The 15,554-nt window shown below is 58.8% G+C and carries 13 protein-coding genes; 5 read left to right on the top strand and 8 right to left on the bottom strand.

Annotation, left to right across the window (positions count from 1 at the left end; genetic code table 11):
* Positions 1-41: 41 nt before the first annotated feature.
* Both CIK74_RS03605 and CIK74_RS03600 read right to left on the bottom strand, forming a co-directional pair.
* Complete coding sequence (locus CIK74_RS03605; RefSeq protein WP_141392861.1) at positions 42-434, bottom strand: hypothetical protein; 393 nt, start codon at positions 432-434, stop codon at positions 42-44.
* 147 nt (positions 435-581) lie between these two features.
* On the bottom strand, positions 582-1,028 hold the full coding sequence (locus CIK74_RS03600) for an SRPBCC family protein (protein ID WP_096254402.1): 447 nt from the start codon (positions 1,026-1,028) through the stop codon (positions 582-584).
* A 108-nt stretch (positions 1,029-1,136) separates the two neighbouring features.
* On the opposite strand from CIK74_RS03600, the gene CIK74_RS03595 reads away from it, so the two are divergent.
* Positions 1,137-2,804 carry an alkaline phosphatase D family protein gene (locus CIK74_RS03595; protein WP_096254401.1) on the top strand — a complete coding sequence of 556 codons (1,668 nt, stop codon included), beginning with the start codon at positions 1,137-1,139 and terminating at the stop codon, positions 2,802-2,804.
* A gap of 144 nt (positions 2,805-2,948) precedes the next feature.
* Here CIK74_RS03595 and CIK74_RS03590 read toward each other — a convergent pair whose 3' ends face one another.
* Genes CIK74_RS03590 through CIK74_RS03580 form a run of 3 tightly spaced genes read right to left on the bottom strand, consistent with a single transcriptional unit; the run spans position 2,949 to position 6,948 of the window.
* The gene (locus tag CIK74_RS03590; protein WP_205738240.1) at positions 2,949-4,358 is read right to left on the bottom strand and encodes an alanine racemase; all 1,410 of its coding nucleotides are present in this window, start codon (positions 4,356-4,358) and stop codon (positions 2,949-2,951) included.
* Positions 4,358-5,959 carry an FAD/NAD(P)-binding protein gene (locus tag CIK74_RS03585; protein WP_096254400.1) on the bottom strand — a complete coding sequence of 534 codons (1,602 nt, stop codon included), beginning with the start codon at positions 5,957-5,959 and terminating at the stop codon, positions 4,358-4,360. The genes CIK74_RS03590 and CIK74_RS03585 overlap by 1 nt, the downstream gene beginning before the upstream one ends.
* Positions 5,956-6,948 (bottom strand): pyridoxal-phosphate dependent enzyme, encoded by a 993-nt coding sequence (locus CIK74_RS03580; RefSeq protein WP_170947725.1) that lies wholly within the window; start codon positions 6,946-6,948, stop codon positions 5,956-5,958. Before CIK74_RS03580 ends, CIK74_RS03585 begins: the two co-directional genes overlap by 4 nt.
* Before the next feature lie 278 nt (positions 6,949-7,226).
* On the opposite strand from CIK74_RS03580, the gene CIK74_RS03575 reads away from it, so the two are divergent.
* The 4 genes from CIK74_RS03575 to CIK74_RS03560 all read left to right on the top strand — a co-directional run bounded on the left by CIK74_RS03575 (position 7,227) and on the right by CIK74_RS03560 (position 12,018).
* A complete protein-coding gene (locus CIK74_RS03575) occupies positions 7,227-8,459 on the top strand; it encodes an MFS transporter (protein WP_096254398.1) in 1,233 nt (410 codons plus the stop codon).
* A 40-nt stretch (positions 8,460-8,499) separates the two neighbouring features.
* Positions 8,500-8,676: a helix-turn-helix domain-containing protein gene (locus CIK74_RS03570; RefSeq protein ID WP_170947724.1), complete on the top strand. Its 177-nt coding sequence runs from the start codon at positions 8,500-8,502 to the stop codon at positions 8,674-8,676.
* 102 nt (positions 8,677-8,778) lie between these two features.
* Positions 8,779-9,417, top strand: coding sequence for a TetR/AcrR family transcriptional regulator (locus CIK74_RS03565; RefSeq protein ID WP_096254396.1), 639 nt, complete (start codon positions 8,779-8,781; stop codon positions 9,415-9,417).
* Positions 9,418-9,459: 42 nt separating this feature from the next.
* On the top strand, positions 9,460-12,018 hold the full coding sequence (locus CIK74_RS03560; protein WP_096254395.1) for an MMPL family transporter: 2,559 nt from the start codon (positions 9,460-9,462) through the stop codon (positions 12,016-12,018).
* 433 nt (positions 12,019-12,451) lie between these two features.
* Here CIK74_RS03560 and CIK74_RS03555 read toward each other — a convergent pair whose 3' ends face one another.
* The 3 genes from CIK74_RS03555 to CIK74_RS03545 form a co-directional block, all read right to left on the bottom strand.
* Complete coding sequence (locus CIK74_RS03555; protein ID WP_096254394.1) at positions 12,452-13,780, bottom strand: HipA domain-containing protein; 1,329 nt, start codon at positions 13,778-13,780, stop codon at positions 12,452-12,454.
* Positions 13,781-13,783: 3 nt separating this feature from the next.
* On the bottom strand, positions 13,784-14,002 hold the full coding sequence (locus CIK74_RS03550) for a helix-turn-helix domain-containing protein (RefSeq protein WP_188683557.1): 219 nt from the start codon (positions 14,000-14,002) through the stop codon (positions 13,784-13,786).
* A gap of 505 nt (positions 14,003-14,507) precedes the next feature.
* Positions 14,508-15,533 carry an Ldh family oxidoreductase gene (locus CIK74_RS03545; protein WP_096254392.1) on the bottom strand — a complete coding sequence of 342 codons (1,026 nt, stop codon included), beginning with the start codon at positions 15,531-15,533 and terminating at the stop codon, positions 14,508-14,510.
* Positions 15,534-15,554: the final 21 nt, after the last annotated feature.

Genomic DNA, 15,554 nt, shown 5'->3' with positions numbered 1-15,554 from the left:
TTCCAACCACCGGCGCGGGCCAGATGTGGAGTTGTGCCGGGTCATCTGGCGTCGTCCAGCGCGAACCGCGGAAGCAGCTGGGTAATTATCGGCCGGAGCAAGCTTGTGCCGGCCAGGCTTTCTGGAATGTCCTGTGTGCCACAGGTGCCGCGGCCATCGTGCCGTATAGGACTGATGCCGAAAGTGCCAGTAGAGGCGAGACCCGCGCCGCGGTCCTCGGTGAAGGTGAAGAAGTGTTTCCACGCCTCGAAGTTCATGAACGCCATCAGTAGGTTTACCGCCAGCCAGGACAGTGCTGTACCGGGTATTCGAATTCGGCGCCCGTGGCGAACGGCACGGTCCAGTCCGAATAACAGGCTAAGGCGTAGCCGTTGAGCCGGCAGGCGTTTCTTGGAGACGACGGCCAACCGGGTGTCTACCTCACTGAGGAGCACCAGCACTCGCTCGATGGTGAAGAAGTCCGGGTTGATCCACCCCGGATTGCTGTGTTTCCCCAGCGGACCGCCGATGGGCCCGGTGACGCATGGCGCTGCACGGTGTTTTGCCTCGTCATCGACGAGCTAATCAGGGCAAAAGGCTCCTTACTCGGTGTCCTCGGGGAACTGCGCGGCCAGCCGTTCTAGGGTGCGTTCCATATTGGGGCCGGTGCTCCGGGTGAAGCCCATCAGCCGCAGCAGCCACTTGTGCCGTAACCGGCTGGCGTCCCAGGTTTCGCTGACCAGCGTCCCTGACCCGACGGCTTCCAGCTCGTAGCGCCACCGATGCCCGCTGAAGTGCCGCCAGGCGATCTGCCGGTCTTGCTCGAATTCCACCACGGTATTGCTGATCCGGTACGGGATACCCAGGCGCATCTGCATGCCGAACTCGCTGCCCAGGGTGAGCTTACTTCCCTGTGCGTTCGAGGCCCGCACCGTTCCGGAGCCGTCGATGACCGGGTGCATGGCGGGATCCCTGAGCAGTTCGAAGATCTCTGAAGGCGCGGCGGCCACGAGGCGGCTGCGGGTTTGGCGATACGGGGATTTATTCATCAGCCCATCCTATGCATCATCTGCTCCGGTGCCCGGCGGCCGGGCCTATCCCCAACGATGTTGTTGTGCCATTCTGGGTTTACCTGCACCAGTCAGGAAGGGAAATCGATGAGCCACCGAAGCGATCCGGACCTTTTACTAGGCCCGATGCTGCGCCACGTGGATGACACCTCCGCCAGTATCTGGGTGGAGACAGCTCGGTCTGGCACCGTCGAGGTCCGCTGCGGTGAAGAAACCTGGCGTGCGCCGACATTTGGTGCCCACGGCCACCACTATGCGTTGGTTGAGGTGACGGGGCTGGAGGTTGGAAGCGTTTATCCCTACAGCGTGCATCTGGATGGGGAACGGGCCTGGCCGCGCGAGGATGGCTTCCCCGAATCATTCATCGCCACTATCGACCCGGCCAAGAAGCCACGGCTGGCCTTCGGGTCCTGCCGCACCAGCATTCCGCACGATGCGGCGGGCAACCGCAGCCACGGTGTTGACGCGATGCGCGCCTACGCCCTGAACATGGCGAGCCCAGAACACGGACCGTGGCCGGATTTGATGCTCTTCCTCGGGGATCAGGTTTATGCGGACTCCACCAGTGTCCAGATGCGCGAGTTCATCCGTAGCCGGCGCGATATCAGGGACGAACCCGGGGCGGAGCTGAAGGACTTTGAGGAATACGCCCACCTGTACCGGTTGGCTTGGTCGGACCCGGCCAACCGTTGGCTTCTTTCCACCCTGCCCAGCGCCATGATCTTTGATGACCATGATATCCGCGACGATTGGAACTCCTCGCTGAGTTGGAAGCAGGATATGGAGCAGAGAAGCTGGTGGCACGAACGCATTGTTGCGGGCCTCGGCTCATATTGGATCTATCAGCACTTAGGCAACCTCTCCCCCGAGGGGCGGGCTGCAGATCCACTGTGGCAACGCATCAAGGCACACACCGGCCCCGAAGAACTTGATATCACCGCCGATTTGGACCGGTTCGCCGAGCGCGTTGATGACGCACCGGAAGAATACCGCTTCAGCTACTGCCGCGACTGGGATACGGTGCGGTTGATCGTGGTGGACTCCCGTGCCGCGCGCAGCCTTGACCCCGAAGCGCGTGCCCTGCTTGATCCACCGGAAAATGCGTGGCTCGACGAACATATGCAAGGAGGATTCCGCCACCTGCTGGTCGCTACCTCACTGCCCTTCTTACTGCCCATGGGACTGCATCACGTGGAAGCGTGGAACGAGGTTTACTCCTCCGGGCAACGCGGCCCGGCCCGGGCGTGGCTCGGCGAACGGCTGCGCCGGGCCGTGGATCTTGAACATTGGGCGGCCTTCCAAAAAAGCTTCCAGGATGTGGCCCGGTGGGCCACCGAGGTCGCCGACGGCAAGCGCGGCCCCGCCCCGCAGTCCGTCACATTCCTCTCCGGCGACGTGCATTTCTCCTATGTCTCGGAAGTCGAACGCGAGACCGGGAGCAGGATCATACAAGCTGTGTGTTCGCCCATCCGCAACCCACTGCCCCGGTTGATGCGCTACTTTGCCGCAGCCTTGGCCTTGGGTCCGGCCGTCCCGTTCGGGGCTTGGGTGGCTCGAACCTCACACGTGCCGGACCCGCCCTTTCGCTGGGACGGCATCTTGGGGCCGTGGTTCGACAACAACCTAGCCATCCTTCAGGACACCGAGGACGGGCTGGTGATCAGCTGGGTCACCGGAGTGGTGGAGCACCAAGACCATCTGCACCCAAGGTTGGAAACCGTCGAGGTGGCAGCGATCGAGCCGCGCGAGGGTTGACGCGACCGTCTGGTATCGGGGTGCGCGGCCAACGCACTGGATGACCTCGCGCGGGTGGGCGTAAAGTCATGCCGAGTCCGTAACCCCGTGGCCCAACCATTTGGCTGGGCCATGGGGTTATGTAGGAATTCCAGCGAAGAATATTCAGCTCAGAATCATCGAGTCGATATCGTCTCGAACCCACCCCTGGCTACCGCGCCGAAGGTTGTTGGCTAGGGGCAGCTGATGAGAAGCGCTTTCGATAATATGCATCAGATAGCCGCCGGTGTTTGGGAAAGCCACGAGGTCTCCCGCCGCAATGCCTTGCGGAAATTCGAAGCGTCTGCGCAAGATCAGTTCTTCTTCAATGCAATATGCGCCCACCAAGAATCCACTACCGGGTATGCGCTCCCGGCGCGGAGTGGCCGACTGAAGAAGGATTGGGTCCACTAAAAAGTCTGCCGAAGTTGAACGGCATTGGGTGCGGTTCATATGCAAGCCCACAATCGGGACCCCGTCGCTACGAGTCTTGGTGAAGGCAACCTCCGCGAGGGTTAAACCGCACCCATCCAAGAGCGTCCGCCCCGGTTCACAACGCAGCTGAATGCCACGTTCGTTGAGCATCTGGGCCACCGATTGGTTGTCCTCGCCGGGGGTGGTTCCAAGAATCCTGCCCAGCCATTCTCCACGGATCAGTTGCTGGTAGTACGGATACACGGCGCTACTTGGTTGGCTGCCGTTAGCACCTAACCGGTCAGACTTCCAAGTCAGGGATTCGTCGCCTTCAGGCAGATCGGCGAGCGCCTTCCAGAACTCTGCCCACTGCGCGGCATCATCCAGATAGGACATCGGGATCCCCCCGCCCATGTCCACAAATTGTGGTGCATGGCCTTGGTTTCGCAGTGCATCAATTAGCGTGAGGGACTCATGTAATAGCACTGCGCGTTGCTCCCCGCTATACCCGTTGAGGTGGAAATGGATGCCGCACACCTCTAAGCTCTCGGTTCGCTCCTCAGATCTAAGAAACTCCAGCCACTGCTCCGCACGGAGCCCGAAACGCGTGGGAGCAATCGTTGGGTTTGTGGAGGCGAGGCGCAAAGCCACCCGAACCCGGTGACCGGACTGCGCTGCAACATCCAGCAGCTCTAAAGCCTCATCAACATTGTCCAGGCTCAGCACAACGTTCTTCTCTACCGCCAGCTTGAGCAGTGCCGATGACTTTACCGCAGCTGTGACGATCAACAAGTCTGCTGGCACTTCACGTTTCAGGCACTGGTCGAGCTCGTGGAAGCTGGCTACATCCACCCCGCATCCTTGGGCCACTGCCTGGTCGATGGCCCCGAGGGTCTTATTAGCCTTGCGCGCCAAATAGATCTGGAAATCAACGTCATGTTCCGCCGCAGCTTCTCGCAGCTCGGTGATATTTCGGCTCATGGGAGTGAAGTCGTGGAGGTTCAGCGGTGACCCGTACTGTTTGATCAATTCTTGGCAGAGGAGCGGATCCGCCAGGAGGTCTTCCATCCATGGTTCCAGGCGCGCGGTGAGCTGGGCAGTTCCGTACATCAGCGGTGGCATCAATGAGCTACTTTCTGGCTTTCGGTGGTGACTTTTCGGGCAATTCTTTGAGCCCAACCCCGGTACTCCGGATGCAGGGTTCGGTTCAGGGTGTCGTGCCCAAGTGTGGGGTCCTCGGTAGGTCTGCCCAAGGCGGCTAGCGACTCGTTGCGTTCTCCGCGCGCGTTCAGGCATGTACCGTCGGTATCCGTCAATAATCCGCGTTCCCCGGAACGGATCAGCACCTCACCGTGGGCAAGCAAACCGTTGAACAAGGTGTTTGCAGGCTGACCATCCGGTGCCGGCCCGGCGAGCACTCCTGCCGGCGCGGTCACGGCATCGATGAACACGGCACCGGCTTCAACCGGCTTATTAAAGAGTGCTTGGTTGAGCAATCCTGCATCGAACAGAGCCAACAGCTTAAACGCGGTGGGCTCGGGTGGGCCGAAGGCCATGCGTTCCAGGTTTGCGGCCAAGCAGCTGAAATGTTCACGCTCCCCTGTCCGCCAGGGGATTCTTGCTAGCGCGCTAACCAGCTGGGCATAAACCCCGGACCAGACAATAGCCCAGACCCATTCGTGGGTGGGAGTTTCCAAACCGTGGTTTGCACGCAAGCTCCTGCGCAGTTGTTCGGCCGGGCCGCCCATAGTTTGCATGTGCTCTGAGCGGCCCGCTTGCAGGGTTTCCCACAAAGACTTCTTGCTGGCGGGAACCCCGCTGAGTTCCGCACAGTCTTTGGTGCAGGAAAGCAGGATCTGCCACAACACGTTCACCTCGTGGGTAGCCCCATCGGTGGTGCCCCACAGAAGTACTTTCTCCTTATAGGCTTCAAGAGTGCTTTGCAGGTTCGCCGGAACACTTTGGGGCTTTGGACTCATAGGAATGTTGTTCCGTGAGGTCATGGTGATTCGTTCTGGCTCATCCCCGCTAGGCAGATAACGCAGGCCCGACAGACCGTTCGTTGTTTGGGCCGCCCAGGTTCCACCACGCCCCTCGGTCAGGGACAGAATTACGTCATAGGCGGTGAGCGCCGCTCCCCGACAAAGCACGTGGCTTCCCGCCAGAACCCCGTCGTCACTGCCGGCCCTGCGTTCTACAGTGAGCCCGGCTGCCGCAAGTGACCCTTCCGGAGAATTCTCTGCCCGGTAACCGGCAAGCCCGTGCCCAGTGACTATCACTACCTCGTCATAGAGTTCATTACCCCGTTGCGTGGTGACCTCCCAGCAGGAGCCACTACGCACCAACGTGCCGACGGCCAAAGCTCGGTGGGCTACCTGCAGATTGCCGTGCTTCCTCAAACGTTCGAACTGCTCGCTTAGATATTCGCCAACCAGCGCCCGTGGTGGATACGTATCCTCCTGCGTGCGAGGACCATCCGCGCTTCTCCACTGGTTGAAAGTCTGCGAGCACAAGCTTGAAGAGGCATCAATAATGCGCGCGTTGACGTTCAGCTTGAGTTCCCGTGGTTGCTTGGTATTCCAGACTCGTCCGGCACCGGGCAGATAAGGGTCATAAACATCAACCTGAACCGTCCGGGCAATTTGCTCGTCAAGGCAGTCGTTGAGCTCTAGCAAAGCGAACAGGCATTTCGGACCGCCGCCAATCATGGCTATGCGGGTCATGAAGCCGAAAGCTCTTCTCGCTGCAGCGCCTCTACGCTGTCTGGTTCTTCACCCAGTTGTTCGCGAACCCAGTCGTCGTTGTACACGCTATGCAGGTATGGAACCCCCGAATCATGAACCAAGAAGGCAATGCGTGATCCTTGGGGAATTTCCGGGAGTAGCTGCCCCATGGCGGAGACTATTGCCCCGGTGGATGCGCCGGCAAGAATTCCTTCACGGCGGGCAAGCGTCCGACAGCCACGCACCATGTCAATTTCCGGGATCCGGAACACCCGATCTGGCGTCGCCTGCAATGCCAGCTCCGGAACAATTCCTGCGCCCAGACCGGGTAAACGCCTGTTTCCGGATTCGCCACCGAATAGCACCGAGCCCATGGCATCCACGGCAATGAGCTTCGTTGAAAGCCCATGCTCGCGCACATAGTTTTGGCATCCTAGAATTGTGCCGGTAGTGCTGGTGGCGACAAATAACATGTCCAGGCGGCCATCTACCGCCTCCATGATCTCCGGCATCGTAGAGGAAAAATGTGCTGCAGGATTGTGCGGTGAACCGTACTGGTTCGTAGTGACGGAACCAGGGTTCTCGGCCAACAGTTGCGCAACCCGTTGCCGGCGAGCTGCGAGCTTGTTGCCGTCAGGCTGGTTCACCACCAGATCAACCGTGGCACCATAGGCACGCATAATGTCCAATGCAGACTTGTTCGCGTTCTCATCGACTACCGCCACAAATTTGATGCCGCGAACTACACATTGCCGGGACAGGGCAATGCCTAGATTTCCGGAGGTTGATTCAATGACCATTCCGCCCGGTTGCAACTGCCCCGATTGCATAAAGGAATCGATCAGGCTTCCTGCCGTGCGTTCCTTGGTGCTTCCGGAAAGCTGCAGTAAATCCAGCTTGGCAAAAATCTCAATACCTGGTGCATCAAACAGCCTGTCCAGCTTCACCGTTGGTGAGTTGAAAGGGCTCAGGGTTCCAACACTATCCATGATCATTTCTCGCATTCGTGCGTTGGCAAATTCAGCTGGCTTGCACTTCTTCCGTTGAGTTCGAGGACAAGTCCTCCTCACTCCATTTTTCGCAATTCTAAGTGCGAAAGATCGAGACTGGCTAGGAAATCCATGAAATCCCAAGGATTCTTAAATACTGGGTCGAACAGCATATGACGTTACAAAGCCAAGCTTTGGGATAGGTCGTGAAAGAATCCACGGTGTATGCCTTGGATCACGGTCGCTAGATGGCCTGATCCGACGTGGAAGGAAAAGTCATGAACTCAACGAACAATTCAGTCGATACTCACCAGCGCACCGACTCTGCGTGGATTATCACTGTCTTCGCAGGAGTTATGGCGGCCCTGCATATTTGGAAGCTTCCAGCGGCGATTCCGGTACTGCAAGAAGAACTACAAATCTCGCTATTTCTTTCCGGAGTGCTGCTCGGTGTTGTTCAAGTTGCCGGCATGGTTGGCGGTTTGGCCATGTCGTTGCTGGCAGAAATTTACTCCCAACGAAAGATCATGCTGCTCGGCCTGATATTGCTGGTTTGCGGTTCAATTCTCGGCTCGTTCTCCCCCAGCGCTGGCATGCTCCTAGGGACACGCATCATTGAAGGTGCCGGCGTCATCATGTGCAGCGTAATGGGCCCTGGTTTGGTCCGCGCCCATGCACCTTTAAAACGGATGAATCTTGCGGTGGGCTGGTGGGCTGCGTTCATGGGTATTGCAACGTTCTTCGGCATTCTGGGAACCGCAATTTCCCTGCAATTCATCTCATGGCAGACCTGGTGGTTCATCCTGGGACTGCTCACGCTTGTACCGATTGCATTGATTCTCAAATTCGTCTCCGCCACCGACCCGGGCGGAGGTTCGAGCACCAAATCCGCCTTCCGAAAAATCGCGGTCACCGCTTCTTCTGGCCGAGTTTGGGTCAGCGGCCTCATCTTTGGCTGCTACACGGTGCAGTGGATGGCGATCGTTGGATTTTTGCCCACCATTTTCCGTGAAGACGGGCTGTCACCGATTCTCGGGGGATTATTCTCGGCTGTAGTCGGCGGGCTGAACGCCCTCGGGGCAATCATCACCGGAGTGCTGCTGCAACGTGGCATCGCCGGCAAGCACTTGTTGTTGGGCTCATATGTGATCATGGCCGTGACGGCCGTGCTGACTTTCGCGATCGATTACCCGAAAACTCTGGTCCTCGTTCAGGTGCTGTGTGTGGGACTGTTCTCCTTATGCGGTGCCGCGGTTCCTGCCACGATGACTCGCTTGGCGGTGGATCTGGCGCCGGAAGGCGGCTCGGCCCCAGCGGCCATGGGCCTGATGCAGCAGATTTTTAATATCGGGAACTTCACCGGTCCCATGCTTGTCGCGTGGCTGGTAGTCCTCACTGGAGGTTGGTCTTCCACCTGGTGGGTGAGCGTGTTCTTCGGGACCCTTGGCTTAGCCATGGTCTTAGTTCTATTGCCCCGTAACTCTCCGCTGAATTCAATCCAGCACGCCTAGTTCCACCGAATAATACTGTGCAGCGCACTATCGGATGCATGTGCGCACCTGCGCAGCGTTATATATCCACGCCAATACCTTGTATAACCGACTGGAGCGTATCGACAAGCTCATTGGGCCGGGGTGGAAAGATTCCTCACGAAATCTGGACCTCCAGCTGGCCATGCGCCTGAACCGGCTAATCAGCACCATTGTGCAACACCATGATGGACGCTGAGCCCGGACTCTAATTCCGTCCGTGACACAGACCCGCGAGAGTCGCATCACACCTGCCGCTAGATAGTTGCACTGAATGCATCGATGCACTTAGTGTAATTAGGTGAATACTCCCCTGACGGCGGTTGACCGCCGTACCGAGATCAAGGCAAAGCATCGCCAGTCGATCATCGACGCCGCCTCGAGAATCATGCGCGAGCGTCAGAGCAGTGAGTTCTCCGTTGACGACTTGGCACTTGCAGCAAATGTCTCCCGCCGCACGATCTTCAACCATTTCGCCTCCCTCGATGACGTGATCATTGAGGCATGCGGCAAAGAACTCACACGGGTCGTTGAACACCTTGCCTCCATTTCGCCGGCGTCCGGCAGTGCCAAGGTCCCCATTTTTGATGATCTTGCACAGACCTTTCGCCAAGCCGATCTGATCAACGCCATGGTCTACCTGACAAAGGTCCTTGGCAGCGATGATCCCCGGCTTACGCCACGTCAGGCTCAAATGGCCGGACGCGCGTTTACCGAAATTAATGAACACCTCGGGCGGGAATTGCACGGCCGGCACCCCGATGCGGATCCGCTTGAGGCGGGTTTGTTGGTCAGCACCATGACCAACGGCTTGCTGGTGATTTACCTGCACTGGATCTCGGTCTGCGGCGCCGTCGACTCACCGGAATCCAGGAAGCTGTGGTCACAACTTGTCGACCGGCTGATTAGCTCGCTGCGCACCGGGTTTGGGTCCCACTAACTCCACTAAGAAGCATCTTTTACAACAAACTACGAAGGACTCATGGCTGAATTTCTGTATCGTCTTGGACGCGGCTCCGCCCGCCATGCACGAAAAATCCTGGCCGCGTGGTTCGCGGTACTGCTGGCCGTGGGCGTGGCCTTCGCGCTGGGTGGCGGAACGCTGTCAAACGCCATGTCGATTCCCGGCACCCCCACCGCGCAGGTCACCGACAAGCTTGCCGAGAAGTTCCCCGAGGCTTCGGGCGGCACCGGCAGTGTCGTAGCCCAAACCAGCGACGGCAAGGCCTTCACGCCGGCGCAGGAAAAAGCAATCAGCAAGATCATCACCAAGGCAACCACGATCAATGGCATCGAAACCATCGTTGATCCCTTTGCCAGCGAGGCCGAGCGCAGCAAGCAGGCCAAGGACATCAAGGATGGCAAGGCCCAAATCGCCGACGCCCGTGAGCAGCTAACTGCGGGCACCACCCAACTTGATGATGCCGAGGCCCAACTGAATACCGGGCGCGAACAGCTCGAGCAGGCCATCAGCCAGGCCAAGGCGGCCGGCATGTACGAGCCGGCCAAGGCCCAATTCGACGCGCAGCTTGCCCAGCTGGACGCCGGCGCCGCCGAGCTGGAGAAGCAACGCGCAGCACTTGAAGAAAACACCGCCGAGCTTGAGGCACAGCAAGAGTCCCTTGAGCAGGGCGCCTCACTGCTGGAGATGGCGGCCGAAATCCGCAACGTGTCCCAGGACGGCACAGCCGCGGTCATCACCACGGTCTTCACCGAGGCACAGATGGATATCGCCCAGGAAACCAAGGATCAACTGGTTGCGGCATTCGACGACGCCCCCGTTGCGGGCGTCAGCTTCGACTACTCCTCCGAGGTCTCCCAGGGCATCCCCAGCGTCTTTGGCGTAGGCGAGGCCATTGGCCTGCTGGTCGCCGGAATCGTCCTGGTAGTCATGCTGGGGACACTGATCGGTGCGGGGCTTCCGCTGCTGACGGCCCTGGTGGGCGTTGCCATCGGCGCCCTGGGCGCCATGTCGCTGTCCAGCGTGCTGGACATGTCCTCGGTAACCCCGATGCTCGGCTTAATGCTGGGTCTGGCGGTGGGCATCGACTACTCGTTGTTCATCATCAACCGCCACCGCCACCAGCTCAAGGACGGCTACTCGGTCCGCGAGTCGATCGCCTTGGCCAACGGCACCTCCGGCAATGCCGTGGTCTTTGCCGGCGCCACCGTGTTCATCGCCTTGCTGGCACTAAATGTCACGCGCATTCCGTTCCTGGGACTTATGGGCTCCGTTGGCGCGGTCAGCGTCCTGATTGCCGTGCTGGTGGCCATCACCATGACCCCGGCACTGCTTTCACTGGTGGGGACCAAGATCCTCAGCCGCAAGGAACGCACAGCGCTGGCTGCCGGTGCAGCGGCGCAACCAGTGCTCGCCCCGTCCCCGAAGAAGGCCGTGCGTGCAATGTCCACCAAGGGCGCCATCGGCACCGCGGTGGTCTCTATCGCGCTCTTGCTGGTGCTCGCGATTCCAGCACTAGACCTGCGGCTGAACCTGCCCGACGGGTCTTCCGAAGCCCACGACACCACGCAGTACCGCGCGTATTCGGCCATCTCCGAGCGGTTCGGCGAAGGCCAGAACGGTCCGCTGCTGGTGGTCGCCGACCTTCCCGCCACCAACACCGACGAGGCGGCGCTGGCTTACCAGCGCGAGATCGCCGAGGCGCTCTTCGCCCAGCCAGACGTGGTTGCTATTGCCCCGGCAGGCACCTCCACGGACCGCACGGTAGCCGCATTCCAGGTCATCCCTGCGCAGGGCCCCACCAGCGTTTCCACCGAAAACCTGGTGCACGACCTGCGTGGGCTCTCACCGCTGGACGGCAAATTTGAGATTGGCGTGGCCGGTGCGGCCAGTGGCAACGTGGACATCTCAGAGAAGCTTGCCCAAGCCCTGCCGATCTACCTGGGCGTGGTGGTGGGACTGTCCATGATCATCCTGATTCTGGTGTTCCGCTCGATTTTTGTGCCGGTAGTTGCCACGCTCGGATTTATCCTTTCCTACTTCGCGGCCCTCGGCGGCGTGGTGGCCATCTACCAGTGGGGCTGGTTCTCCGCGGTCTTCGGGGTTGATACCCCAGGGCCCATCCTGAACTTCCTGCCCACGCTGCTGGTCGGAATCCTCTTCGGACTGGCCATGGATTACCAGCTGTTCATCGGCTCGGGCATGCGCGAGGCCTACGCCCATGGGGCCAGCTCGCGGTTGGCGGTGGTCCAGGGCGTTCGCGCCGGACGCGCAGTGGTATCCGCGGCCGCGATCATCATGATCTCGGTCTTCGGCGGCTTTGTGTTCTCACACAGCGCGATGATCCGGCCGATCGGCTTTGCCCTGGCTTTCGGCGTACTGGTTGATGCGTTTGTGGTTCGCATGCTTTTGATCCCGGCACTCATGCACTTAGCCTGCGACAAGGCCTGGTGGCTGCCGAAGTGGCTCAACAGGATCCTGCCGGATATTGATGTGGAAGGCGCTTCTTTGGAACGTCGTCATCCGCATGCAGAGGCCGAGGGTTCACCGGACCCGGCTGTGCCTGCCAAGAGCAGCTAGCTCGGTCCGCAGCTGGATCCCTCGGGGCGGTTGCCACCATCACGATGGTGGCAACAGCCCTGAGGCGTTTAATCGATCCGTGTTTATGCGAATCCATGAGGTAACTGTTCGGGGGTCGGCAAAAAGGGATTCAACGTTATTGCTAAGGACACTACCTACACCTAGTCCGCGTTTGAGGACAACTGATCTTCTGCGACTCTCGGATCCGCTGGTCTCACACATCTAGGGGTGTTTGGCATTCAAACTGCTTCAGTATTTACCCCCGTGAGGTTCCCTGTCGAAGGATTGATGTCATGGTGCCCTTGCACCTGCATCATCCAAGTGCGATATACGAGCGGAACCAGTAGCGCAACAGCGTCAAGCGTGAGAAGTTCGCTGTTGAGCGTTTCACCGGTTTGGGAATGGTAGCTCAGAGACCCCCTGTGTGGGATGGTTACGGTTCTCTCACTGGAGGAAGTTTCGAGATGGGTGCCAAATTGCTCAGGGCAATCGGTCCACTGGCAATTGCCGCTTTCCTACCGTTCAGCAGATTTTTAGCATGGCCGGCAACTAGGAGGGGCAGCTTCTCGCTGCCGCCGCGTAGCTCGATTTCTTGGCTGGCATATCGAAGCTTTTCCAAAGTCTCATTGACAATTTCCAACGCCCGATTCTCTTTGAGCCCCCACGATGCAGCCTCCGAAATCAACCGTTCGCGGGTGACGTGCGGCTGATGCGAGATCCCGTCGATCTTCATCGAGAGTGTGACGGGTCGACCATAGTAAAGAATCTGAGGAGTGACGTCGTATAACGGAGCCAACTCGATACGCCCATCAGGCCTGTGGAGGATGGAGAAATTCTTTCCATGGGCGTCAGTGTTTCCGCAAACAACGTTTGCCACGACGTAGGCCAAAAGCTGCTCGCGGTCATCAAGGCCTTGCCCGAAAGCTGTGCGTCGCCGGCTCAAGATACCTGCCATATTTTTGAGAGTGGCACGGTAAGGGTGATTGTGCTCAAACTTCGAATCGGCATCCCACGGAAGACCGATCGCCTGAGCCAAATCTTCTTGGTGGACTCGCCCAATGACCCCTTGGTCATCGGTGAACCGATCGTATCTTTCGATCACCAAAGCGGAGGTGCCATCAAATATTGACACCTCGCTGGCGAAGTTCACCAGATCACACCTTCTACCGAGTTCCAGGCAGTACGCTTCATCAAAAAGTGCACGCAGTCCGCGGGCGGAGTCCTCGTCTACGCAAGGCTTCACTATGTGCGTACTCGGTGCACCATTCACTGCATCGTGCCAGGCTCCATCGATACGGGCCATCGTCATCTTTGGTTGATAGCCGGCCAGTGATCCTCCACCGCCTACTTGGCCTAACGTGTGGAGGTTGATGCGCCCGATTTTTTGTGCGACTTGGGCGTCGGTCATCGGCTCATAGCTACCTACCGATAGATCTGATATTTCACCAATTTGCAGTGCCCCGGCTACATCGAGTCCTGCGTATGCGAGATGTCCAAACACGTCGGGGCGCTCTGCCCCGGAATCTCGAACAAGGTTCTCCAGACCTTTACCCTCGGGAAGCAGTCCTCCAAAAAATGCTGTTGCCGCTCCTGGCAGAGACTGACGAGGGCCCAGCGGCAGGCTCAAGGAAACAATCGTCGAACCAATGCCAAATTTGGCCATTCCTTCACTGGTGGACTGATAGGTGATTTGATCGCGAGAAATGCGACGGATGTCGCCGACATAAACTCCGTAGATGTGGATTGGAAGGGTTGCATCCACTGGCTACCGGGCCTCCCTGAACGAAAGCTCAATTCCGAGCGCTGACAAGACTTCGAGGAGCCTGGCATTGAGCACTTTTGGCTTGCCCGTTTCCAGTTCAGAAAGGTAGCGTTGGCTGACTCCGAGACGCTCCGCAAGTTCTACCTGTGAGAGTCCGTGACGTTGCCGCACAGCCAACACCATCAACCCGAGGTCGGATGTCTTGCGGATGATCCCATGCATTTTCATTACCTTTACGTAGTAAAGAAGATTTCATTACCTTTTCGTAATCATAGCACCGCTATGAGCTATTCGTAATAGGGGATGTATCCAAAGCAAACACCCACACCCAATACCGCGCCCAAGGACCGCCGGATTCCCCCGTCGCGCATCTGGCGTGCAATATGCAGGGTGTCTAACAAGCAAAGATTCGCAGGAAAGCCGGGAAGCAGATAGCCATCCATGGTCGGATCGGGTTGTCCGGAGACAAAACGCGAAATCGCCGAGGAGTAGTCTCGGCACGTTGCACCAACACATTACCCACCGTCCGCTTTTAGGATCTCAGCAACACCAATGCCAATCGAACGAAAAATCACTTACCTCGTCAGGTTTTCACGCAATCCAACGAAGACTACTTGATCAGCTCCGAGAAGTCTGCAGCTTGCAGGACCCAGGTTCAGGCTCTATCTCTTCCTCCTGCGGATACAAGGCCACCCCTGTCCGGCACTTCAAGATCAACGTTGCAAACCTATCTGACCTGCGGTGCATCCACCTTCAGCTGCTCGGCAATCTGGAACAACGAAGCCGTGGTCACGGGGTTGAGCAAGATTGTATTATCCGCGGCGAGCTGTTCGGCACTTGGAGCATTTTCACCGGGAGCGCGCACCGCAGACTGACCGGCTTCCATTTCGGTGTCCTTCACATAGGCGATGAATTCTTCCACCTGCGCGGTGTACTCATTCAGGTCACGTAGTTGCGCCACATCGATGGCAATGATCAGCGTTCCTTGGGCTTCTTCGCTCTTGCGTCCTGAGACGGTGTCCGAACCGGACAGCGCACCGCCGAGAGCTTCAACAAGTAGCGCTAATCCAAAGCCTTTAAACCCGCCAAAGGGTTTGAGGTGTCCGCCGGCTCCGACCCATTGTTCTGATACCTTAGCGCCGCTGTCTTTCTCATAGTGCAGTCGTCCGGAGGCTACCGCGCTGGTGGCAAAATCAAGCACCATGTGCGGGGCTTGGGCACGCGGCACCCCGGCGGCGATGGGGTTGGTGGAGAGCCGCGGCTGCAGCCCGCCGGGCGGAAGCACCGATTGCAGTGAGCCGTTATTGTTTCCGAAGATCAGAGTGATCACTCCCGCCTCGGCCGCCTGCTCGCAGAAGGGTGCAAAGCGTCCGGCGAAGTCGCTATTGCGCACGGTGACGGCACTAATGCCGTACTCCTTGGCGCGTTCTACGGCGAGCGCGGTGGCATCGCGTAAGGCAAAATGTCCGGGAGCACGGTTGCCGTTCAGCGCAAGCAGTGCCCCAGAATCTTTCTCAACGCTGGTCTTGGCTGACGGGTTTGTCTTGCCTTCCAAGGCCCGGCCCACGTATTCCGGTAGCCGGCGCAAGCCGTGGGAGGGGTGGCCCGCAATTTCGGAGGCCACCAGGTGATAGGCCATGTAGCTGGCATCTTCCACGCTGGCTCCCACGGCCTGCATGCAGCACACCGTGAACTCTTCGAGCTGTTGCGAGCTGAAGGCCGTGGACTCGTTCTGGTTTGCCGATTGACTCACTGCATCTCCTTGGCTGATTTG

Origin of the sequence: Glutamicibacter sp. BW77, from assembly GCF_002332285.1 — a bacterium.
GTDB classification, from domain to species: domain Bacteria; phylum Actinomycetota; class Actinomycetes; order Actinomycetales; family Micrococcaceae; genus Glutamicibacter; species Glutamicibacter bergerei.
This window is presented reverse-complemented; position numbering and strand designations above follow the sequence as displayed.

Bases quoted from the DNA above. Each gene is read 5' to 3' on its own strand.
- CIK74_RS03560 (WP_096254395.1), top strand. From the start codon at position 9,460: ATGGCTGAATTTCTGTATCGTCTTGGACGCGGCTCCGCCCGCCATGCA.
- CIK74_RS03575 (WP_096254398.1), top strand. From the start codon at position 7,227: ATGAACTCAACGAACAATTCAGTCGATACTCACCAGCGCACCGACTCT.
- CIK74_RS03550 (WP_188683557.1), bottom strand. From the start codon at position 14,002: ATGCATGGGATCATCCGCAAGACATCCGACCTCGGGTTGATGGTGTTG.
- CIK74_RS03600 (WP_096254402.1), bottom strand. From the start codon at position 1,028: ATGAATAAATCCCCGTATCGCCAAACCCGCAGCCGCCTCGTGGCCGCC.
- CIK74_RS03580 (WP_170947725.1), bottom strand. From the start codon at position 6,948: ATGGATAGTGTTGGAACCCTGAGCCCTTTCAACTCACCAACGGTGAAG.
- CIK74_RS03595 (WP_096254401.1), top strand. From the start codon at position 1,137: ATGAGCCACCGAAGCGATCCGGACCTTTTACTAGGCCCGATGCTGCGC.
- CIK74_RS03585 (WP_096254400.1), bottom strand. From the start codon at position 5,959: ATGACCCGCATAGCCATGATTGGCGGCGGTCCGAAATGCCTGTTCGCT.
- CIK74_RS03590 (WP_205738240.1), bottom strand. From the start codon at position 4,358: ATGCCACCGCTGATGTACGGAACTGCCCAGCTCACCGCGCGCCTGGAA.